Origin of the sequence: Variovorax beijingensis (assembly GCF_003951285.1) — a bacterium.
Taxonomy (GTDB): domain Bacteria; phylum Pseudomonadota; class Gammaproteobacteria; order Burkholderiales; family Burkholderiaceae_C; genus Variovorax; species Variovorax beijingensis.
In genome coordinates this window covers 88,634-107,851 of the sequence record NZ_RXFQ01000022.1, presented here as the reverse complement: position 1 = coordinate 107,851, position 19,218 = coordinate 88,634, and the positions used below count along the sequence as shown (strand labels likewise).

Sequence of the window (19,218 nt, the reverse complement as noted above, 5' to 3'; positions counted from 1 at the left end):
CGGACGTCGCAGGTGCTATACGCCGGACATCACCGTCACATCGCCCGTGCGCCACACGTTGTCCACGGTTGAACGTTGGATGACCCAGGTTCCCTGGTGCCGCACCAGTTCGACGTCGTAGCGGTTCTTCATGAGATAGTGGCGCGAGTGGTCCTTGCGTGGCACATGCTGTGCTTCAACCATTGCCTCCAACTTTGCCGTATCCCCGTCGATCGTCACTCGCGGGTTGCTGACCGAGTGCGTGGTGTCTAGTTGGTCAAGCGCTGCCAGCAGCGCGCTGACGATGCTCTCCCGGCCCGTGAGAACCGGATAGTCGAACCCTGCTTTTGCCGCCGCGAGCCTGAAGTCGGAGACGGAGTCGAGCGCCAACGCCGCTGTCAACAGTTCTTTGTCGCGCAGATCGATGCCGGCCGCGAATCGATAGAGCGTTTCCGCCACGGCAATCTTGTCTGCGACCTCGCCCGCGGTGCATTGTTGTTGGGTGCTGTGATTGTTCATGTCGAACTCCTTAGAGATTGTGTTTTCCAGCATTGAACCGAGTAAGTCTTCTCAGATCGCCTCCTGTACGGCGAAGCCTGGTCGTGTCAGCGGCCTCGTTCGGGGTCTTCATGTTGAACGTCCGTGATGCGCGTGTCGGCGATGGTCTCCGCAAAGCCCGCCCCGAAGTGCCTCGCCGGCACTTGGAAACCCGGTCGTACGTCGCCGAGCAGCATGCGCCGTGCCGCCTCAGCCGCAGCCATGGGCGTGAACGAGTACCCGTTCACGGTGTCGAGCAGCGAACGCACGGACTCGCCGTCGTCACCGGTAACGACCACCGATGCCTGGTAGCGGTTGGCGTCGCGCTCTTCGATGCTGGGACCGTCAGGCAGGGTGGAACGGTCGCCAGTGGGGAACGCAGCGCCGGACACGTGCACGAAAGTCTCGATGTTCGGTGTGCCACTGGCGCGCCAGATCGTCACCAGGTCGGGCAAGGTCACCGGGAAGCAATCGACCATTCCCTTGCCGAAGTCGAATTGCCGGACGTCCTGCGGATCGCGCGGCACCAGCGCGCCGTCGACCCGCGCCAGGCACTGGAGGGTGAGGTTCTGCGCGGCGCTGGTCGCTGAGCCGCGCGACATGCTGCCCGATACATGCAGCGCGATGCTCACCTTGCCCGGCCTCACCACACGCTTCATGGCGTGTTCCGCCAGACAGCCCAGCATCGCCACGCTGCCCCCGCCACCGGGCATGAGCATCACCGCTGCGAGAACGGCCTCTTCATGGAGTGTCTCGGCCAACCGGTAGCTGTCCATCTCGGCGGCGATGTCGAGGTAATGGGCGCCAGATCGAATCGCGCCTCGCATCAGCGGCTCTGCAGTGCGCATGAAGGGGCCGGCGCAATTGAGGAGCACATTCACGCCCGCCAGCCGAGCAGCCACGGTTGCGGCGTCGTCGAGTGGGAAGACGCGGCAAGGCAAGTCCGACTCCGAGGCGAGTTTGGCAAGAGCCTGTTCGTCGCGTCCGGCGAGGATCGTCTCGAGGCCGAGCGCCTTCGCCTGCGCCACCGCCATGCGGCCGGTGTAGCCCGCGGCGCCGTAGATCATGAGCGTGTTCGTCATGCGTCGTGCTGCCAGCTCTTGTAGACGAATTCGAGGCTGTAGCCGTCGAGGTCCAGCACATTGGCTGCGTAGTAGCGGGGGTCGTAGTGCAGGCGGGCCGCCGGGGCGCCGCGGTCCGTCGCTCCGGCGGCCATCGCGGCCGCGTACGCCGCATCGACGGCCTCCTTGCTGGATGCCATGAAGCCGATGTGCGCCGAGCTCCCGTGGGACGTACCTTCGCGCAGCCAGAAGAACATCCGGCCGTCGGCGCCGAACCCCTTGAGATCGGGATGACCGGGTGGTCCTTGCCTGCCGTCGTAGTCCAGACGATTGACGATGCCCAGCGGCGACAAGGCGGCTGTGTAGAACGCGACGGAACGGGCGACGTCCCGCACGGACAGAAATACGTGGTCGAGCATGGCGGCGTCCTTTGCTCAGATGTTGTAGCCGCCGGCCACTTCGATGTTCTGCGCGTTGATCCAGCCGCTGTCGGTGGACAGCAGGTTGACCACGACACGGCTGACATCCTCGGGCTCGCCGATCCGGCCGAGCGCGGTCTGCCCGGCGAGCATCGCCATCCATTCCGGATTCTGGTCCAGCGCCTCGCTGGTCATGTCGGTGCGGATCGGGCCCGGCGCAACCGAGTTCGCACGGATGCGACGCGGGGCGAATTCTTTGGCCATGTAGCGGGTCAGCACTTCGAGCCCGCCCTTGAACGACGCGTACGGCGCCACGCCCGGGGTGGCCAGGCGGCTGGTCGCACTCGCCATGTTCACGATGCTGGCGCCGTCGGCCATCAATGGCAGAAGCGCCTGCGTCAGGAAGAACGGGCCCTTGAGATGGACGTTCAGCAATCCGTCGAACTCTGCTTCGGTGACTGTCTCGATCGGATTGAACAGGCCGTAGCCGGCGTTGTTGACCAGACCATCGAACCGGTCGCGGTCCCATGTCGTGCTGAGCGCTTTGGCGACATTGGCGCGAAAGGCCGCAAAGGTACTGACCTTGCTCACGTCCAGTCCGATGGCCACGGCCTTGCCGCCTTCGGCCTCGATGGCGCGCACGATCTTTTCGGCGCCCGAGGGATTGCTGTTGTAGGTGAGGATGACGCCCATGCCGTGCCGGGCGGCTTGGACTGCGGTGCTTGCGCCGATGCCTCGGCTGGCGCCGGTGATGATGACGATGCCCATGTGTTTCTCCGTTGAGTTCGCGATGTATCGACCTTAGGGCGTGGAGTGCATCCGGGCCTGCCTTTTCCGACCTCTAACCTGCCTGATCCTGCTTTTCGTCTTGCGGGTCACGCGAAAATCCGGTCTGATCGACCGCATGAAAACTCAACTCGAAGAATTGCGCGCGCTGGCATCCCGGGCAGAGAATCGGTTGACCGAAACGGGCATTCCCCGTGTTGCGATGGTCCAGGGCAAGATCCCGGAGCACGAGTTGAATGCCGTCTACGAGCCGATGGTCAATCTGATCCTGAGGGGCAGCAAGTCGATGACGATCGGCGACACGACATTGCACTACGATCCGGCTACTTACTTCGTCATGTCGGTCAGGCTGCCTGCGGCGGGTGTCGTCAACCCATCTGCGTCTGGAGAGCCGTACTTGGCGATCGCGCTCCTGCTGGACTCTGCAGTGATCTCGACCCTGCTTTCCGACTTGCCTGAATCTACCGACAGCGAAGCGCGACCTGCCGGGTTCTCGGTCGCTGCGATCACCAGCGAACTGATGGACGCGTGGGTGCGCATGCTTCGGCTCATGGAGAGGCCAGCGGAGATTGCTGCGCTGGCGCCAGCCTATGAACGCGAGATCCTCTACCGAGTGCTCCAGGGGCCTCACGGGCGCATGCTGCGCGACATCGCTACACCGGATTCCGCCATGTCACGGGTCAATCTGGCGATCGAGCTGATTCGCCGCGACTTTGCAGAACCATTGCGCATGGAACTCCTGGCCCACAAGGCTGCGATGAGCACCTCGGCATTCCATCGGCATTTCAAGGCCGTGACATCTCTGAGCCCGCTGCAGTACCAGAAGAGGGTCCGACTGCTGCAGGCGCGAACTCTGCTGATTTCGAAAGGCAGCAGCGTTACATCCGCCGCATTCGCGGTCGGCTACGAAAGTGCGACGCAGTTCAGCCGCGAGTACGCCCGGGAATTCGGGCTGCCGCCCGGGCGGGATTCATCGCGCTTGCAGACTGGTCTTCGCGGATGATTTCTACTCTCTCCAGTGCTTGGGGAGACTGACGCCAAAGCGCCGGGGGCAGATCACCCTGCCTGGGCGAGTCTCAGCCGGCCACGCCGCAACATCAAAGCCAGGAGCGAATGCGCCGGGCCATGGCATCCGTCGAGATGCCGTAGCGGTCATGCAAGGTCGGAAGCGCGCCGGCATCCAGGAACGCATCGGGCAACGCGATCTGGCGGAACGTCGGCGCGACGCCCGCGCGAAGCAGCAAGCTTGCCGTCGCCTCGCCAAGGCCCCCGATGACCGAGTGGTTCTCTGCCACCACGACCACGCGGTCCAGGCGCTTGACCTGCGCGAGGATAGTCGCATCGTCGAGCGGCTTGATCGTCGGTACGTGCAGCACCGCAACATCGACATTGTCGGCACGCAGCTGATCGGCGACCTCGAGCGCGCGCATGGTCATGAAGCCGCTCGCGATCACCAGCACATCCTTGCCATCCCGCAGCAGCTTGGCCTTGCCGAGCTCGAACTTGTAGTCGTACTCGCCGGGCCAGTTTGCGTATCGGTTCGACAGGACATCCATGGCGCTCGACGCCGCGGTCCAGGGTCTTGGCGTCGCCCTGGACAGCTCGTCGATTGCCGCCGGGCACCTTCATCACGGGCGGTTGAAGAAAGTGTTCGACGAGCGGTGGTGTGTCAAGGTGGAAGCCCACTTCCTGGTATGTCCGCAGCGCCACTTGCAACGCGATGAAGTCGCGAACTTCATCGAGTGGATTCGCGAGCATGCCGCCTGTCCCCAACGCGCGGTGTTGGCCGATCCTTCGGGTTCCAGTTTGCGATCTGCAAGGCTTTCTGAAGACAATGGATCCGCTCGAAACCGACCATGAGGAAATCAAGATGTCAGCCGACGACTGGTGGAAGTGCGGAATCGTCTATCAGGTCTATCCGCGTTCGTTCCAGGACAGCAACGGCGACGGCATCGGAGACCTGGGTGGAATCCGCGCCCGGCTGGATCATCTGGTCTCGCTCGGCGTCGATGCGGTCTGGATCTCGCCGATCTATCCCTCGCCGATGGCCGACTTCGGCTACGACATCTCCGATTTTTGCGGCATCGATCCGCGCTTCGGCACGCTGGACGGCTTCGATGCGCTGGTGCAGGAGGCGCATGCGAGAGAGCTCAAGATCATCCTGGACTTCGTGCCCAACCACACCTCGGACCGTCATCCGTGGTTCGTGCAGAGCCGCAGCGCACGCAGCGATCCGCGGCGCGACTGGTACATCTGGCGGGACCCGGCGCCGGGCGGCGGGCCGCCCAACAACTGGCTCGGCAATTTCGGCGGCCCGGCCTGGGCCTTCGATCCGGCCACCGGCCAGTACTACGGCCATTCGTTCCTGAAGGAGCAGCCCGACCTCAACTGGCGCAACCCCGAGGTGCGGGCCGCCATGTACGAGGTGCTGCGCTTCTGGCTTCGGCGCGGCGTCGACGGATTCCGCGTCGACGTGCTCTCCCAGATCATCAAGGACGCGCAGTTCCGCGACAACCCGCCGAACCCGGATTTCATCGAAGGCCAGGACCCCTTCTTTCGCTGGCTGATGCTCTACAACACCGATCTGCCGGAGGTGCAGCCGATCGTGGCCGAGATGCGCCGCGTGGTCGACGAGTTCAGCGACGCACGCTCGTCGCGCGTGCTGATCGGCGAGCTCTACCTGCCGCTCGCGCGCCTGGTCGCCTACTACGGACTCAACACCGAAGGCATGCTCGAAGGCGTGCAGCTGCCCTTCAACTTCCAGCTGATCGCGACCGAGTGGCAGGCGGCGCGCATCGACCGCCTTGTGCGCGACTACGAAGCCGCCTTGCCTGCCGGCGCCCAGCCGAACTGGGTACTGGGCAACCACGACAGATCCCGCATCGCGAGCCGCGTCGGGCCACGGATGGCGCGGCTCGCGGCCATGCTGCTGCTCACGCTGCGCGGCACGCCGACGCTCTACTACGGCGACGAGATCGGCATGACGGACGTTCCCATTCCCGCCGATGAAGTGCAGGACCCGTTCGAAAAGAACAAGCCCGGCATGGGCCTGGGGCGCGACCCGGAGCGAACACCCATGCAGTGGAGCGCCGCAGCGCATGCGGGCTTCACGACCGGCACGCCGTGGCTGCGCCTGGCAGCCGACTGGCCCACGCGCAACGTGGAAGCGCAATCGCAGGACGCAGGCTCGATGCTGGCGCTCTACCGGCGCCTCATCGCGTTGCGCCGCGCGCAGCCTGCGCTGAATCGAGGCAACTATGAAGCGCTCGATGCCGAGGACGAGGTGCTCGCCTATGCGCGCAGCTTCGAAGCACAGCGGCTGGTGGTGCTCCTGAACTTTGGCGCCACCCCAGCGCCGATCTCGCCGGCGTTGATGCCGCGCCAGCCGATCGTGCTGGCATCGACCGATCCTGCGCGCGCCGAGTCCATCGAGGGGTCCCTGGTGCTGGCGCCATGCGAAGGCGTCGTTCTCGGCGCCGTGGACGACAAGGGGCCGGCGACACGATGAGCAATCAAGGCTTGCCGGTCTGGATCTCGACGTAGCTGCGCGCGTGCCAGCGCACGCGCACAGGCCATCTTGCATCGGCGATGGTCTCCGAATTCACGTCCTTGCCGCTGCCGTAGTTGATCTGCCGGTCGGGGCGCCTGTTGAGGCCGACCAGCAGCACGATGCGGCTGCCCGCCGCAAGCCTGCAGGCCGTCGCGCGTTCGGCGGTGAACGCAAGCAGCTGGCGCTCGCCGGCCCGAAGAAGCCTGCGGCGCACGCGATGGCCTGCGTAGCTGGCGCGGAAGTCGTAGGGATCGAACAGCAGCTGGTACTCGCCGCTTTCCGTCTGCTCGTACAGCGAGATGCTGAAGTCCACGTCCTGCCGCGAGGGCGTGATGTCGAACACGCCGTGCAGGCTGCCGAAGATCTCGGTGTCCTGCGGGAGCGGATCACTGACAAAACTGATGCTGTTGCGCGCCGGCAGCTGCGTCAAGCGCAGCGCGTCCGGCCATGGAATGCGCACGTCACGCCGGTCGGCCAGATCGACCGAGAGCCGCGCGTTGCCACCGCCTTCGGACGGAGACGGCAACAGGCGGTGCGGGTCGTTGCGCTCGCGGGTGTCGAGGTAGAAGCGCAGCCGGGTGCGCTGCGGCGCTTCCAGCGCCGGCACATGGCGCCACTGGTCCGCGCCCATCACCTGGTAGTTGATTCGATCCGTCAGCAGGGAAGGCTTGTTCGCGCCCTTCAGGATGTGGTCGAGCCATTGCAGGCGCAGCTCGGGCAGGTCGACGCGTGCGACGGGGTCCAGCGTGTAGCCGCGCAGCGTTGCCGCCGTGCCGCGCCGGATCGAGGCCGCGTCGTAGGGGCCGAGCAGCAGCGTCGTGTCGGCCTGCGGCCGGTTGCGGCGATGCTCGTCGTGGAAGTAGAGCGCACCGGCGTCCGCGCCGTAGTAGCCGGCGAAGCTGAGCACCGGGATGTCGATGCGCGCAAACTGCGCCGCCGAAGGCAGGAATTTCTGCCAGTAGCGATCATGGCTCGGGTGCGCCAGCCAGGTCCGGATCAGCCTGCTGCGCCTGCCCAGCAGGACGCGGTCCACGTCCCAGTAGGGACGATTGCCGCGATACCAGCGCGCGTCGAGTGCCTGCCATATCGTGTCCGGGTCGGCGTCTGCGCCGGCCCGCAGGGGCTCGCCATCCGCGTGCTCCTGCGCCCAGCGAACCATGGCATTGCGGAAGATCTGTCCGGCCATCGGAAAGTCGATGCCCGGCGCCATTGGCGCGATCGTGGCGATGGCCTTGAGTGCCTCCGGTCTCCTGCGGGCGGCGGCCCAGGCGGCGTAGCCGGAGTAGCCGTCGCCGATCATGCAGACGCGGCCGTCGCTCCACGCCTGCCGGGCAATCCAGTCGATGACGGCGGCGGCGTCTTCTCCGTCGCGAACGAACGGCCACACGGCGCCCTTGCCGTCGGGCGTGCGTCCGCGCACGTACGCCGTGACGCCGACATAGCCCTTGGCGGCGCTGCGCTGGGCGTCGTCCTCGGCCGGATCGAGCGTGAAGCGCAGCAGCGCCGGCAGGGCGCCCAGTGCGTCATTGGCGCGGCCGGGCCGAACCAGGCGCGCATGAATGACACCCCCGCGCACGGGAATCCTGAGGCCGGCCTCCGTCACGTAGCGGTTGCGGTTTTCCGCCGCGAACAGTTCGGGCAGCAGCGCACCGAAGCTGCGGCGCGACTCGTACGAATGCCAGGTCCGCACCAGCGCCAGGGCGTCGGCCTGCGGGAGGCTGCCCTTCGCGCGCCAGAGATCGAAAGTTCGGCGCAGCGGCTCTGCGTATACCGCCGCCGGGATTTCGAGCCGCGCCATGATGGCCTGGGCTTGCGCATTGTCGAGCGGCGACACCAGCTCCCGGAACGCGCGTCCGTACGCTTCGGCGAAGCCGAGGCGCTCGTTCGCTTCGAGTGCGCGCGCACGCGCATAGATGCCGTCGAGGATCGCGCGCTGCACCAGCTCGTCGAACGGCTTGCCCTGGCGGCGGGTGCGCAGGGCCCGGCTGCTGTCGGAGGCTGCACGGTAGGCGCCGCTGACGATCTGCAGGGCGGCCAGGTTGGCCAGGAAGACATCGGTGTCTGCGTCCTGGTACACCGGCAGGATGCGCTGGGCCAGATCCCGCATCAGGTCCGCGGCGGCGGCATCCTCAGGATCGCGCGGTGGCCGGAAGCCGAAATCCGCCGCCCAGCTCCACGCGGGCAGCGCAAGCATCAGCCGCATGAGGGCGCGGCGCGCACGACCGACAGTGGGCCCGAGGTGTCTCATGCCCGCTGCTCCTCGCGCACGGTGTTCGGCGCCTTGACCAGGTGCACCACCTGCGTGAACAGCCGGTCACGTGCTTCTCCGGCCGAGCCGATGTGGACAATGCCCGTGTGCTCGAGCTTGCCCAGCAGGTCGATGATGAGTTCGAGCGTCTCGTCGTCGAACGCGCCGAAGGCTTCGTCCATCACCAGCCAGCGCGGCGCCTGCAGCACCACGCGGGCAAAGCCCAGCCGCAACTGCTCGTCCATGCTGAGTTCCCTCTCCCAGCGGCCCGTCTTGTTCAGCAATGGTTCCAGGCGCAGGAGGCCCACGCTCGCCAGTGCGGCCACCATGGCTTCCCTCGGGTAGCTCGACGGCGCCATCGCATACGACAGCACCTCGGCCAGCGTGCCGCGCGGAATGTAGGGCGTGCCGCGCGGCATGTAGTGGATCGTCTCTCCGGCAGGCCGGCGCACGGTGCCGGAGCCCCAGGGCCAAAGGCCTGCGAGCGCCCGGAACAGCAAGGTCTTCTCGGTGCCCGGCGTGCCGAGGATCAGGACGCGCTGACCGCGGTGCACGACGAGACCCGGGGTGTCCAGCCGATCGTGGCCGGTCCAGGAGCGGACCTCGAGTGCTTCGATCGCGAGCGCCCCGGCTTCGCCCTCCTCGTAGGCGATGCGGCTGCCGCCTGCCTGTGCCTCCAGATCGGACGCCAGCATCCGGCGCAGGTCGGCAACGCGCAGCAGCGTGGCGCGCCAGTCGGCAATGATGCTGAAGTTGTCGACGAACCAGCGCAGCGACGACTGCGCCTGCGTGAAGGCCGCGGCGGCCATCATCAGGCCACCGAACGACACCTTCCCCGAGAAGTACAGGGGCGCGGCCACCAGCGTCGGCGCGATGATGGTGATCCAGCCGAAGCCCGCGGTGACCCAGGTCAGGTTGGTCAGCCCGAGCACCACGCGCGACGTGGCGCGCAAGACATCGCCGAAATGCATGGCGACGCGGCGCTTCTCGTCGGCCTCGCCACCCGCCAGGGAGATGCCGTCGAGATGCTCGTTGATGCGCGTCAGCGAGAAGCGCAATTCGCCTTCGCGCGCGTAGCGCTCGGCGTTGCGCGAGATCAGGCCGTTGCCGACCCAGTAGGTGACCAGCGAGCCGGCGATCGCATAGGCAATGGCCGCCCACAACATGAAGCCCGGCAGCACATGGTCCTTGCCGCCGAAGAAGAGGCTGAAGTCCTTGGAGAGGACCCACAGCACGCTCGCAAAGCTGCCGAACAGCATCGCTGCCTGCAGCAGGCCCACGCCAAGGGTGACCGACAGATCGCACAGCTTCAGCGTGTCGTCGTGCATGCGCTGGTCGGGGTGGGCCCCCATCGGGCCGCTGGCCTGGAGCCAGAACGCCCGGCGCGGCTGCAGCCACAGCCCCACGAGGTCGTTGACCACGGCCTCGCGCAGCTTCAGCTGCAAGGTTTCGCCGAGCCACCGCTGCGCCACGTTCAGGACCAGCAGCGCGCCCGCAATGATCGCGAAGACGCCGACCTGCACGACGAATTCACCCAGGTCGCGACGCGAGATCGCATCGTAGAACGGCTTGTTCCAGCTGTTGAGCTCGATCTGCCCATAAGCCGTGAGCGCGACGACCACGACGATCGCACCCATCAGCGCGACAAGCGTTTTCGCGACGGGGGATGCGCGCAAGGCGCCGAGCAGCTCGCTGACCTGACGGAAGAAGCCGGCCCTTGCCGCCGGCTCGGCGCGGTGCTCCGGCCGCGCGCTCATCGCCACCGCGGCGCCTCGCAAGCGGCGGCCGCGATGCGGCGCGCCGAGACACACGAAATGAACGCGGCGTGGCTCCAGGCCAGTTGCTTGGCCGAGGTCTGCGCGCCGCTGCGCTGGTCGAACTGTTCCGACAGATCGCCGCCAGCCGGCGTGTACGCGCGCACGGTGGCGAGATAGGCGTCGCCGCGATCGAACCAGTGGCGCGCATCGCCGCCCATCGCCGCGGCGCGAAAACAGAACTCGGCGGCACCGAGCGTCGAGAAGTAGTACGCGCCGCCCGAGTAGTACACGTCGCCGGCATACCGGCCCATTGCCGCGCCGCGGCCTGCGGCGCGGCCGTGGTTGATGGGATAGGCCGCATCGAACAGCGCGTCCAGGCGCGCCAGCGTGGCCTGCATGCGCGGATCGGCCGGTCCATGCGCGGCCCCGGTTCCAAGGCTGTGGATCGCCGACAGGACCACCGCAATGTCGAGCGCCTTCGGACCGGGCCGGCCGTCCACCAGCGCGCGCGAGCGGTAGTAGCCGCGCGCCGCGTCGCGGTCATCTGGGCGCTCGTCTCGTTCATCCACCCAGTAGCCGTCGAGCAGGCGCAGCACCGCGCGCGACTCTTCCCGGCAGCGCTGCGCCTGCGCCGTGTCGCCCAGGCCCTCCAGCCATGCCGCGCCCTCGGCCAGCGCCGCCGCCGCGACGCGCAGTGTGTAGTAGTGGTGGCCGAGCTCCTCCTCCCAGATGTCGTAGGACGGCTCGCGCCAGCGGCGCAGCGTGAAGTCGAGATCGAAGCGGATCAGCTCGGCGGCTTCCGCCAGCAGCGGCGCGTCGAGGTGCCCGCCGGCCGCCCAGCGCAGCAGCGCCAGCGCGCGCAGCGGCGCGCCGTCATGCTGCGGGCGATTCCATCGGCAGACATCGAGCGTGCCGTCGGGGTTCACCCGCGTCTCGGCGGCCACCAGGTCGCCGAAGGCCTTGGCAAGGTCATGGTCCTCGCGCAGGTACTGCAGGAGCTCGGGGGCCACGCACGCGCGGCGGTCCTCCACCGCGGCAGCCGCGCGGCCGTCGAGGCGGTTCAAGTCCAGGCTGAAGCGGACGAAGTCGCGCAGGTGCTGCAGCGCTTCGTCGCCGACGCGTCCTTCGGCGTAGAGCAGGCGCAGTGCATCGACGACCACGGCGGAATCGCGGAACCAATGAAAGAAGTAGTCCGGGTCCGGGTTGTAGTCGGCGAGCACGGGCGAGGCAACGATGGCGCCGGCGATCGGCCGTACGGTCTGGCCGAAGCCCGGCCGGTGCTTGACGATCGACACCGGCGAGATGCTGGACAGCATCGCGCTCGCCGAATGGCGCAGCTGTGTTTCGAGCCAGGGCTCGAATGCCGGGTCTTGCTGGCTCGTCACGCTGAAGCTCACGCCGCCGACGCCCCGAGATGCGGGCTGCTGAAGTCCAGGGCGCGCAGCCCGGCCTGCACTTCGGGCACGCTCATGAACAGTTTCCACAGAAGGCCCGTCCGATGGTTCTCCATCATCACGACGATCGGGCCCTGGTCGATGGCAAGGAAGGTGTTTGCAAACCAGTCTCGCTGCTCGCAGAACGCATCGACGAAGCCGTAGTCTCTCCAGAGCCGTTCGCCATGCACGGTGAGGAAGTGCCGCAGCACCTGCATCACCTCGGCGGGCGCGTAGGGCAGGCTGGCCAGTGCGGCCGTCGGCGAGATGGTGCCGTTGTCGTTGCTCGGATCGTGCGCGAGATAACCGTCGGGGTCGTCGCTCGCGGTCAGGCCCCAGCACGATTCGCCGTAGCCCGGAAAGCCCCGGGGATTGGCAACGCAGTGGGCGCGGTTGATCCGCAGATGGCGCGTGTTGAGATCCCAGTAGTCGGCGTAGCGGTCCTTCAGGCCGTGCGGATCGAGGCCGCAAAACGAATAGTGCGTGAAGAACAGCGGGCCGCCGTAGGGCATGCCCAGCGGAATCTCGATGCCGTAGTACGACTGGCCGTTGACGAAGCCGTTCCCCGCCGCGAAGCCGCGGTGGTACACCCGCGGATCGATCGCATGGCGCGGCGCGGCCGCGGCGAGCACGTAGGTGATGAGGCACTCGTTCCAGCCGCGCACCTCATGGTTCATCGCCCAGCCGTGGTTCGGGCTCCAGTGCCAATACAGCACGTCGCGCCCGCCCTGGGTGAACCAGTTCCATTCGACCTCGTGCCACAGGGTGTCGATGTCGGCGCGCAACCGGCGCGCCACGGCCGTGTCCTCGCTGAAATACTGGCGCGCACAGAGCAGGCCCATGCAGAGGAACGAGGTCTCGACCAGGTCGCCCGCGTCGTCCTTGGGGCTCATCGGGATCGTCGCGCCGCTCGCTGCGTCCATGAAGTGCGGGAAGGCGCCGTGGTAGCGCCTGGCGCGAAAGAGGGCGTCCCGCATGCGCCCCAGGCGCTCGAGCGCCGCGTCCCGCGTGACCCAGCCGCGCTCCACCGCGACGATCAGGGCCATGATGCCGAAGCCCGTGCCGCCGATCGCGGCCCTCTCGTCGGCCAGGTCTTCGCCCGTGGCGCCGACGAGCGTGCGGCGGTCGAGCGCCAGGCCGCTGGCGGCATCCGCACCGTCCCAGAAATAGCGAAAGGTCTGCCGCTGCACGGCATCGATCAAGGCTCCATCGGGCAGGGCTGCCAATGCCTTCGGGTTCCTGTCATCCTTCAACACGCATGGCTCCTTTCGTTGGTGGTCCCGGGCGTCACGTTTGGTTTCACCGAATCGTCGGCGGCGCCACGCGGCCGGGGGCTCTCTGCCCGCAGCATGCCATCATTAAGGCCCTTGGGTCCTATTCGAAATCCCTGATGAGCCGCATCGACACTCTCATGGCCCGGATGACGCTGGCCGAAAAGCTGGGTCAACTGACGATGACTGCCTCCAGCTACACGGTCACCGGACCGGTGCTCGCGGGGGACTCCACGCAGTCGATCATCGACGGCACCGTCGGCAATCTGCTGAACATGGTCGGCGCCGGCCCCACGCACGAGATGCAGCGGCTGGCGGTCGAGAAGTCGCGGCTTCGCATTCCGCTTTTGATCGGCCTGGACATCATCCACGGCCATCGCACGCTCTTTCCGATTCCGCTGGCGGAGGCCGGCAGCTTCGACGAAGAGCTCTGGGAGCGCACGGCGCGGGAGGCCGCGCGCGAAGGCGCCGCCGACGGCCTGGCGATGACCTTCGCGCCGATGCTCGACGTATCGCGCGATCCGCGCTGGGGCCGCACCGCGGAAGGGCCCGGCGAAGACCCTTGGCTGAACGCACGTATCGCGCAGGCCAAGGTGCGCGGATTCCAGGGCGCCGATCTGTCGTCGGCCGAATCGCTGGCCGCCTGCGCGAAGCATTTCGTCGCGTACGGCGCAGTCACCGCGGGGCGGGAGTACGCCGCGGTGGACATCTCCGAGCGCAGCTTGCGCGAGGTGCATCTGCCGGGCTTTGCCGCAGCGGTGCGCGCCGGCGTCGCAACGCTGATGCCGGCCTTCACCGATCTCAACGGCGTGCCGATGACGGCGCACATCCCCTTGCTTCGTGGCTGGCTGCGCGGCGAGATGGGCTGGGACGGCGTCATCGTCAGCGACTACAACGCGATCGCGGAACTGATCAAGCACGGCGTTGCGGCCGATCTCGTCGATGCCGCGGTACTGGCGCTGAAGGCCGGCGTCGACATCGACATGATGGCCGACGCCTATCGCAAGGGTCTGCCGATCGCGCTCGCGCAGGGACGGGTGACGATCGAAGAGATCGACGCGAGCGTGCGCCGCGTGCTGCGGCTCAAGGAGCAGCTCGGCCTGTTCGACGACCCCTACCGCCGCGGCGCGGCGCCGGAACCCGCGGCGGTCGTTGCCGAGCGGCACACGCTGGCGCGCGACGCCGCGCGCAGGGCCATCGTCCTGCTGAAGAACGAGCGGGACACGCTGCCCTTGCCTGCTGCAGCGAAGGCGCTGTGTGTCATCGGCCCGCTGGCCGATGCAAGCACCGAGATGAAAGGCCCGTGGTGGGGTGCCGGCGAGCACGAGCCGGCCGTCAGCGTGCTTGCCGGCTTGCGCGCTGCGCTGCCGCAGGCCGACATACGGCATGCGCCCGGCGTCGCCATCGAGGGCGGCGACGACAGCGGCATCGAAGCGGCCATCGCGATGTGCGACGGCGCCGACGCGGTCGTGCTGTGCCTGGGCGAGCGTGCCACGATGAGCGGCGAGGCGGCGAGCCGCGCCACGCCCGCGCTTCCGGGCCGGCAGCAGGCCCTGGCCGAAGCGGTGACGGCACGTGCACGCGCGCTCGGCATCCCCGTGGTCGCTATCCTGTTCTCGGGCCGGCCGCTCGTCGTGCCCTGGCTGGCTGAAAACGCGGATGCGCTGCTGGCCGCGTGGTTCCTCGGCGTCGAGGCTGGCCATGCGATTGCCGACGTGGTCACGGGCCGGGTATCGCCCAGCGGCCGGACGCCGATGAGCTGGCCGCGCGCTCTCGGGCAGGTGCCGATCCACTTCGGCCAGCGTCCCACCGGCCGGCCGATGAATCCCGCCGACCACTTCACGAGCAAGTACCTGGACGTGGCCAACACGCCGCTGTACGACTTCGGCCACGGCCTGACCTACGGCCGGTTCGACTACGGCGAACTCCAGGTCGAGCCGCGGCGCGTGCGCGAGCAGGACCTGCTTGCGATCAGCGTCAGCCTGCGCAACGTGGGCGCGCGCGAGGCCGAAGAGACGGTCTTCCTGTTCGTTCGCCACAAGCTGAGCCGCGTCACCCGGCCGCTGCTGGAGCTCAAGGGCTACGCGAAGCTGCGATTGATGCCAGGCGTTGCCGGCTCGGTGAAGCTGGAGTTACCGGCGGCCGAGTTGCGCAATCTCGGGCCGGACTTCCAGCCCTTGTTCGAGCCGGGCGAAGTCGAGATCCTCGTCGGGCCGAGTGCCGAGCCATCAGGCTTGCTGCGCCAGACCATCGAGTTGTGCTGAAACCCTGCGGATGCCGTCGACGATGTCGGTCGCCTGTGACCGAAGTTCCTCGAAGGTCCATTGTCCTTTTATCCCCAGGCTCTGGTCATCAGCTCGTCCATCGCATCAATGATCTGTTGCCCATGCTCCGCAAGAGAGTCGACCACGGCACCGAGTTGATCGGTCGCCACAGATACCACCTGCAAAGGATTGAGGACGACTTCGACACCACCTGTGCGGAAGATGGGATTCATCCGGGAGCCGGAAACCGATGAGCCAGGGGCGTGCTGGCGCAAGACCAAGGGAACAACCACCCTGCGGCGATAGGCATCGAATCGTGCAGACTGGATGACCACCACAAAGGGGATGCTTTCCTTCTGACTCCCTTTGTTGCGATGAACGTCGAATTGCGCCACTGGTTCAGAGCGTTGAGTGCTCGTCAGCGAACGAACCGAACTTGGTGTCGAACTCATTCCAGGCCTGTGCGCTTGCCGTGGCCCAGTCGCGCGCAGATTTGCCTTGGCCGCTGCGTGCACGCGCCTCCTGAAACTCCTTCATCTCTTGAGGCGAGATCATGTAGGCCGCGGGCCGCCCGTGACGCGTGATGATGACTGGCTCGCGTTGCGCTGTGTCCAGCAACTGCCCAAACTTGTTTTGCGCCTCGACGGAGGTGACGGTGATCATTGCCTGATCCTGCAAAGTAGCTAACATGGACAGTTTAACGCGCCGGACGCCGATGTCCAGTCCTCCGGTTCGCCAGCCAGAAACCAGTCTCCACGGCGAAATCGACAGGCGCTGCGCCGGAGGACCGCCCTCTGGACAGCGCCCGCGCGCCTTGCCACACTGCCCGCATGGCACTCACGCACGCATCCTCCGGCCAGGTCGTGAACCTCGGCGCGCTCGACGGTCAGGCGACGGAAACCTGCGCGCTGCTGAAGGCCCGCGACATCGAGCTCATGTGGCTGGTGCTGCCGGCCGGCAAGCAGGTGCCCTCGCATGCCGTCTCGACCTCGATGAGCTTGCAGTGCCTGCGCGGCAGGGTCGAGGTGCAACTGGGCGGCGAGGCGAGGGTGCTCGAGGCCGACCAGGTCATGTACCTGGCGGGCGGCGTGCCGCACGGCCTGCACGCGCTGGAAGATGCCAGGCTGCTGATGACCGTCGTGCTGCCGGCCAGCCGCACCGACTGAGTCAGCAGCCCGCCGCGGCCAGCTGCGCCACCGCGCCGAGGTCGGGCTCCACGCCGATGCCCGGCTGCTCGCCCAGGCTGCAGCGTCCTTCCATCACGCGCGACAGCGCCGGCGCAAGCGCGGTGCGCAGCGGGTTGGGGTTGGCGTCGATCTCGAGGATGCCGCTGCCGCCGGCCGCGGCCAGCAGGTGGGCCGAATGCAGCAGGCCGATGCCGCCGCCCAGATAGTGCGGACAGTAGCGCAGGCCTGCGGCCTGGGCGCGCGCGATCACGGGCCAGCAGCCCGAGATGCCGCCCCACTTGGCGCTGTCGGGCTGCAGCACGGAGAGCACGCCTTGCGCAATGGCGGCATCGAAGGCCGCCGGGCCTGCGATGTTCTCTCCGGCCGCGAGCGGAATGCCCGTGGCCTGCGACAGCTGCTGCCACTCATGCCATGGCCGGTCGGCGCGCAGCGGCTCCTCGAGCCATCCGAGGTTGAAGGCTTCCAGCTGCGGCGCCATGCTGCGGGCCTCGTCGAGGCTCCAGGCCTGGTTGGCGTCGGTCATGAGCGGCAGGTCGGGGCCCAGCACCTCGCGCATGGCTGCCAGGTTCGCAAGATCGCGTTCGCGGCCGAAGCCGATCTTGAGCTTGAACGCGCGGTAGCCTTCGGCCAGCCGCGCCGCGGCCAGGTCCTGCGGACGGTCGGGATTGATGCCGCTGGCATAGACGCCCACGCCGCCCTGCGCGCCGCCCAGGTAGCGCCACAGCGGCTGGCCGGCGCGGCGCGCGCACAGGTCCCACAGCGCCAGGTCGATGCCCGCGATCACCTGCGCCATCGGGCCCGGCTCGCCCGACTGGATCGCGAGCACGGCGGTGCGCTGCGTCAGCCAGTCGGAGGCTTCGGCGGGGCCGTCGAAGGCGCGGCTCGCCAGCAGCGGCGCCATCACGGTGTCGACGAGCTTCGCGCGGTGCTCCGCGCCGCAGGAAGGAAAGTTGCACCAGATCTCGCCCCAGCCGGTGGCGCCGTCGTGGTCTTCCACCCGCACGAAGACGGCCGGCCGGTCGTGCATGGTGCCGAACGAGGTGCGCACGGGCGTGGCGATCGGGCAGCGGAACACGAAGGCCTCGATGCGCGCGGCGTGCACGGGCGAGAGGGGCAGCGGCTTCATGGTTTGAGGTTCATTTCGACGCGGATGGCATCGCCGCGGTAGCTGACGTCGGCCAGGTAGATCACGGTGTCCTCCGCGTCCTTGAAGATGCGGCGCACCTCGGCCACGGGCGCATTCATCGGCAGCTCCAGCAGCCCGGCCACCTCCATGTCGGCCGTGCCGATGGTCAGCACCTGGTGCGCCTGGGCGATCTTCACGCTCTTCATCGCGATCAGCAGCGGGATCACGGTCTTGGTGCGGAACTTCTCGGGTGCCTTGCGGAAGATGCGCTCGTCCAGGTAGATGTTGATGACGCAGTAGGCGCGGCCGTCGCGAAAGTGCACGCGGCGCATGAAGGCGTAGCGCGGCGCCGGCTGGCCTTCGCCCGGCGCCAGCGGCGGGGAGGTCGCGGCCTCGTCGATGTTCATGATCTTCGGCTGCGTGTCCTCGTAGACGCGCGCCAGCTCATCCAGGCTGGTGACCACGCTGATGAAGCGGTCGCGGTTGGGCAGGCCGGTGACAAAGGTCCCGCGGCCCTGCTGCGGCGACACCAGGCCCTCGCGCGCGAGCAGGTCGATCGCCTGGCGCACCGTGACGCGCGCCACGCCGAACTCCGCCGTCAGCTCCTCGAGCGAGGGCAGCCGGTGCTCGCGCGGCCAGATGCCGCGCGCGATGCGCTGGCGCAGCAGGTCCGCCAGCTGGTGGTAGCGCGGCATCGGACTGTCGAGAAACTTGGAAGACATGTTTTATCGATCAAACGTATGGTCTATAGTATGACAGATTGATAGAGGCAAAAGCCTACGGACTCCAGTCCGCCAACGAGAGACAAACCGCCGATGAGAAGCTCCTCTTCCCCGCTGACGCGCGCGCTGCTGATGGTGGCGCCGTGGCTGTTGATCCTGGCGCTCTGGTACGCCATCCGCGCGAGCGGCCTGGTCAATCCCGCGCTGGTGCCGGCGCCGCACATGGTGCTGGCCAAGTTCATCGAGCTGTCGCGCGGCAGGCTCTGGGAAGACATCTACATGTCGACGCAGCGTGTCTTCATCGGCGTCGCGCTGGGCGTGTCGCTGGCGGTGCCGGTGGGCTTCTGCCTCGGCTGGTACCGCGGCCTGCGCAGCTTCATGGATCCGGTCATCAACTTCTTCCGCGCGCTGCCGCCGATTGCGCTGATCCCGCTGGTGATCGTGTACTTCGGCATCGGCGAAGCGGCCAAGACCGCGATCCTTTTCTATGCGTCGTTCTTCGCGGGCGTGATCGTGATGTACGAGGGCATCGCGCAGATCAGCCCGATCTACATCAAGGTGGCGCGCACGCTGGGCGCCAGCGACGTGGAGATCTTCGCCAAGGTGATCGTGCCGCTCACCATCCCGCACATCCTCACGGCGGTGCGCGTGGCGCTCGGCGTGGCGTGGGCCACGCTGGTTGCGTCCGAGCTGATCGCGGCGCAGCAGGGCCTGGGGGCGCTGATCCAGAACGCCTCGTCGTTCTTCCAGCTCGACATCATCTACGTCGGCATCATCTGCATCGGCGTGATCGCACTGGTCATGGACCTGCTGCTGCGCCTGGCCACGCGCCGGCTGGTGGCCTGGCAGGACCGCATTGCCTGAAGGAGGGCCGCTTC

Annotated in this window: 18 protein-coding genes and 1 pseudogene; 6 read left to right on the top strand and 13 right to left on the bottom strand. The window is 67.4% G+C overall.

The features are described 5' to 3' along the window. Positions 1-15: 15 nt before the first annotated feature. The 4 genes from EJO66_RS28145 to EJO66_RS28130 all read right to left on the bottom strand — a co-directional run bounded on the left by EJO66_RS28145 (position 16) and on the right by EJO66_RS28130 (position 2,764). Positions 16-498, bottom strand: coding sequence for a nuclear transport factor 2 family protein (locus EJO66_RS28145; protein WP_124961600.1), 483 nt, complete (start codon positions 496-498; stop codon positions 16-18). A gap of 86 nt (positions 499-584) precedes the next feature. Then, positions 585-1,598, bottom strand: a complete 1,014-nt coding sequence (locus EJO66_RS28140) for a saccharopine dehydrogenase NADP-binding domain-containing protein (RefSeq protein ID WP_124961599.1) — start codon at positions 1,596-1,598, stop codon at positions 585-587. Then, a complete protein-coding gene (locus EJO66_RS28135) occupies positions 1,595-1,996 on the bottom strand; it encodes a VOC family protein (RefSeq protein WP_124961598.1) in 402 nt (133 codons plus the stop codon). The genes EJO66_RS28140 and EJO66_RS28135 overlap by 4 nt, the downstream gene beginning before the upstream one ends. Before the next feature lie 15 nt (positions 1,997-2,011). Further along, positions 2,012-2,764, bottom strand: coding sequence for an SDR family NAD(P)-dependent oxidoreductase (locus EJO66_RS28130; RefSeq protein ID WP_124961597.1), 753 nt, complete (start codon positions 2,762-2,764; stop codon positions 2,012-2,014). 136 nt (positions 2,765-2,900) lie between these two features. Here EJO66_RS28130 and EJO66_RS28125 point away from each other — a divergent pair, with 136 nt between their 5' ends. Next, complete coding sequence (locus EJO66_RS28125; protein WP_124961596.1) at positions 2,901-3,785, top strand: AraC family transcriptional regulator; 885 nt, start codon at positions 2,901-2,903, stop codon at positions 3,783-3,785. Between the two features lie 94 nt (positions 3,786-3,879). Here the strand turns inward: EJO66_RS28125 and EJO66_RS28120 are convergent. After that, positions 3,880-4,299, bottom strand: a pseudogene (locus tag EJO66_RS28120) (transketolase C-terminal domain-containing protein); the annotation flags it as partial. 37 nt (positions 4,300-4,336) lie between these two features. Between EJO66_RS28120 and EJO66_RS28115 the strand changes: the two are divergent. Both EJO66_RS28115 and EJO66_RS28110 read left to right on the top strand, forming a co-directional pair. After that, positions 4,337-4,642, top strand: a complete 306-nt coding sequence (locus EJO66_RS28115) for a LysR substrate-binding domain-containing protein (RefSeq protein ID WP_124961594.1) — start codon at positions 4,337-4,339, stop codon at positions 4,640-4,642. 10 nt (positions 4,643-4,652) lie between these two features. Then, the gene (locus EJO66_RS28110) at positions 4,653-6,290 is read left to right on the top strand and encodes an alpha-amylase family glycosyl hydrolase (protein ID WP_125966720.1); all 1,638 of its coding nucleotides are present in this window, start codon (positions 4,653-4,655) and stop codon (positions 6,288-6,290) included. A 4-nt stretch (positions 6,291-6,294) separates the two neighbouring features. Here EJO66_RS28110 and EJO66_RS28105 read toward each other — a convergent pair whose 3' ends face one another. From EJO66_RS28105 to EJO66_RS28090, 4 genes are read right to left on the bottom strand one after another with little or no spacing between them, the layout of a single operon-like run. Next, a complete protein-coding gene (locus EJO66_RS28105; RefSeq protein WP_125966714.1) occupies positions 6,295-8,580 on the bottom strand; it encodes a CocE/NonD family hydrolase in 2,286 nt (761 codons plus the stop codon). After that, entirely contained in the window at positions 8,577-10,337 is a 1,761-nt protein-coding gene (locus EJO66_RS28100) for an ABC transporter ATP-binding protein/permease (RefSeq protein ID WP_124961591.1), read from the bottom strand. Before EJO66_RS28100 ends, EJO66_RS28105 begins: the two co-directional genes overlap by 4 nt. Beyond that, entirely contained in the window at positions 10,334-11,722 is a 1,389-nt protein-coding gene (locus EJO66_RS28095; protein WP_223262450.1) for a glycoside hydrolase family 15 protein, read from the bottom strand. Before EJO66_RS28095 ends, EJO66_RS28100 begins: the two co-directional genes overlap by 4 nt. Before the next feature lie 8 nt (positions 11,723-11,730). Continuing rightward, positions 11,731-13,026, bottom strand: a complete 1,296-nt coding sequence (locus EJO66_RS28090) for a glucoamylase family protein (protein WP_124961589.1) — start codon at positions 13,024-13,026, stop codon at positions 11,731-11,733. A 134-nt stretch (positions 13,027-13,160) separates the two neighbouring features. On the opposite strand from EJO66_RS28090, the gene EJO66_RS28085 reads away from it, so the two are divergent. Then, the gene (locus EJO66_RS28085) at positions 13,161-15,305 is read left to right on the top strand and encodes a glycoside hydrolase family 3 N-terminal domain-containing protein (protein WP_124961588.1); all 2,145 of its coding nucleotides are present in this window, start codon (positions 13,161-13,163) and stop codon (positions 15,303-15,305) included. Positions 15,306-15,373: 68 nt separating this feature from the next. Here the strand turns inward: EJO66_RS28085 and EJO66_RS28080 are convergent, their stop codons facing one another. Further along, a complete protein-coding gene (locus EJO66_RS28080) occupies positions 15,374-15,700 on the bottom strand; it encodes a CcdB family protein (protein ID WP_124961587.1) in 327 nt (108 codons plus the stop codon). A gap of 4 nt (positions 15,701-15,704) precedes the next feature. Beyond that, positions 15,705-15,968, bottom strand: a complete 264-nt coding sequence (locus EJO66_RS28075) for a type II toxin-antitoxin system Phd/YefM family antitoxin (protein WP_124961586.1) — start codon at positions 15,966-15,968, stop codon at positions 15,705-15,707. A 167-nt stretch (positions 15,969-16,135) separates the two neighbouring features. Here EJO66_RS28075 and EJO66_RS28070 point away from each other — a divergent pair, with 167 nt between their 5' ends. Beyond that, complete coding sequence (locus EJO66_RS28070) at positions 16,136-16,471, top strand: cupin domain-containing protein (protein ID WP_124961585.1); 336 nt, start codon at positions 16,136-16,138, stop codon at positions 16,469-16,471. Between the two features lies 1 nt (position 16,472). Here EJO66_RS28070 and EJO66_RS28065 read toward each other — a convergent pair whose 3' ends face one another. Both EJO66_RS28065 and EJO66_RS28060 read right to left on the bottom strand, forming a co-directional pair. Then, positions 16,473-17,618: a mandelate racemase/muconate lactonizing enzyme family protein gene (locus EJO66_RS28065; protein ID WP_124961584.1), complete on the bottom strand. Its 1,146-nt coding sequence runs from the start codon at positions 17,616-17,618 to the stop codon at positions 16,473-16,475. Continuing rightward, a complete protein-coding gene (locus EJO66_RS28060) occupies positions 17,615-18,340 on the bottom strand; it encodes a GntR family transcriptional regulator (protein ID WP_124961583.1) in 726 nt (241 codons plus the stop codon). The genes EJO66_RS28065 and EJO66_RS28060 overlap by 4 nt, the downstream gene beginning before the upstream one ends. A 93-nt stretch (positions 18,341-18,433) precedes the next feature. On the opposite strand from EJO66_RS28060, the gene EJO66_RS28055 reads away from it, so the two are divergent. After that, positions 18,434-19,204, top strand: a complete 771-nt coding sequence (locus EJO66_RS28055; protein WP_124961582.1) for an ABC transporter permease — start codon at positions 18,434-18,436, stop codon at positions 19,202-19,204. The last annotated feature ends 14 nt before the right edge of the window (positions 19,205-19,218 follow it).

What these genes read in the sequence shown, in the direction of transcription:
- EJO66_RS28145 (WP_124961600.1), bottom strand. Translation starts at nt 498, where the DNA reads ATGAACAATCACAGCACCCAACAACAATGCACCGCGGGCGAGGTCGCA.
- EJO66_RS28140 (WP_124961599.1), bottom strand. Translation starts at nt 1,598, where the DNA reads ATGACGAACACGCTCATGATCTACGGCGCCGCGGGCTACACCGGCCGC.
- EJO66_RS28135 (WP_124961598.1), bottom strand. Translation starts at nt 1,996, where the DNA reads ATGCTCGACCACGTATTTCTGTCCGTGCGGGACGTCGCCCGTTCCGTC.
- EJO66_RS28130 (WP_124961597.1), bottom strand. Translation starts at nt 2,764, where the DNA reads ATGGGCATCGTCATCATCACCGGCGCCAGCCGAGGCATCGGCGCAAGC.
- EJO66_RS28125 (WP_124961596.1), top strand. Translation starts at nt 2,901, where the DNA reads ATGAAAACTCAACTCGAAGAATTGCGCGCGCTGGCATCCCGGGCAGAG.
- EJO66_RS28115 (WP_124961594.1), top strand. Translation starts at nt 4,337, where the DNA reads ATGGCGCTCGACGCCGCGGTCCAGGGTCTTGGCGTCGCCCTGGACAGC.
- EJO66_RS28110 (WP_125966720.1), top strand. Translation starts at nt 4,653, where the DNA reads ATGTCAGCCGACGACTGGTGGAAGTGCGGAATCGTCTATCAGGTCTAT.
- EJO66_RS28105 (WP_125966714.1), bottom strand. Translation starts at nt 8,580, where the DNA reads ATGAGACACCTCGGGCCCACTGTCGGTCGTGCGCGCCGCGCCCTCATG.
- EJO66_RS28100 (WP_124961591.1), bottom strand. Translation starts at nt 10,337, where the DNA reads ATGAGCGCGCGGCCGGAGCACCGCGCCGAGCCGGCGGCAAGGGCCGGC.
- EJO66_RS28085 (WP_124961588.1), top strand. Translation starts at nt 13,161, where the DNA reads ATGAGCCGCATCGACACTCTCATGGCCCGGATGACGCTGGCCGAAAAG.
- EJO66_RS28075 (WP_124961586.1), bottom strand. Translation starts at nt 15,968, where the DNA reads ATGATCACCGTCACCTCCGTCGAGGCGCAAAACAAGTTTGGGCAGTTG.
- EJO66_RS28070 (WP_124961585.1), top strand. Translation starts at nt 16,136, where the DNA reads ATGGCACTCACGCACGCATCCTCCGGCCAGGTCGTGAACCTCGGCGCG.
- EJO66_RS28065 (WP_124961584.1), bottom strand. Translation starts at nt 17,618, where the DNA reads ATGAAGCCGCTGCCCCTCTCGCCCGTGCACGCCGCGCGCATCGAGGCC.
- EJO66_RS28060 (WP_124961583.1), bottom strand. Translation starts at nt 18,340, where the DNA reads ATGTCTTCCAAGTTTCTCGACAGTCCGATGCCGCGCTACCACCAGCTG.
- EJO66_RS28055 (WP_124961582.1), top strand. Translation starts at nt 18,434, where the DNA reads ATGAGAAGCTCCTCTTCCCCGCTGACGCGCGCGCTGCTGATGGTGGCG.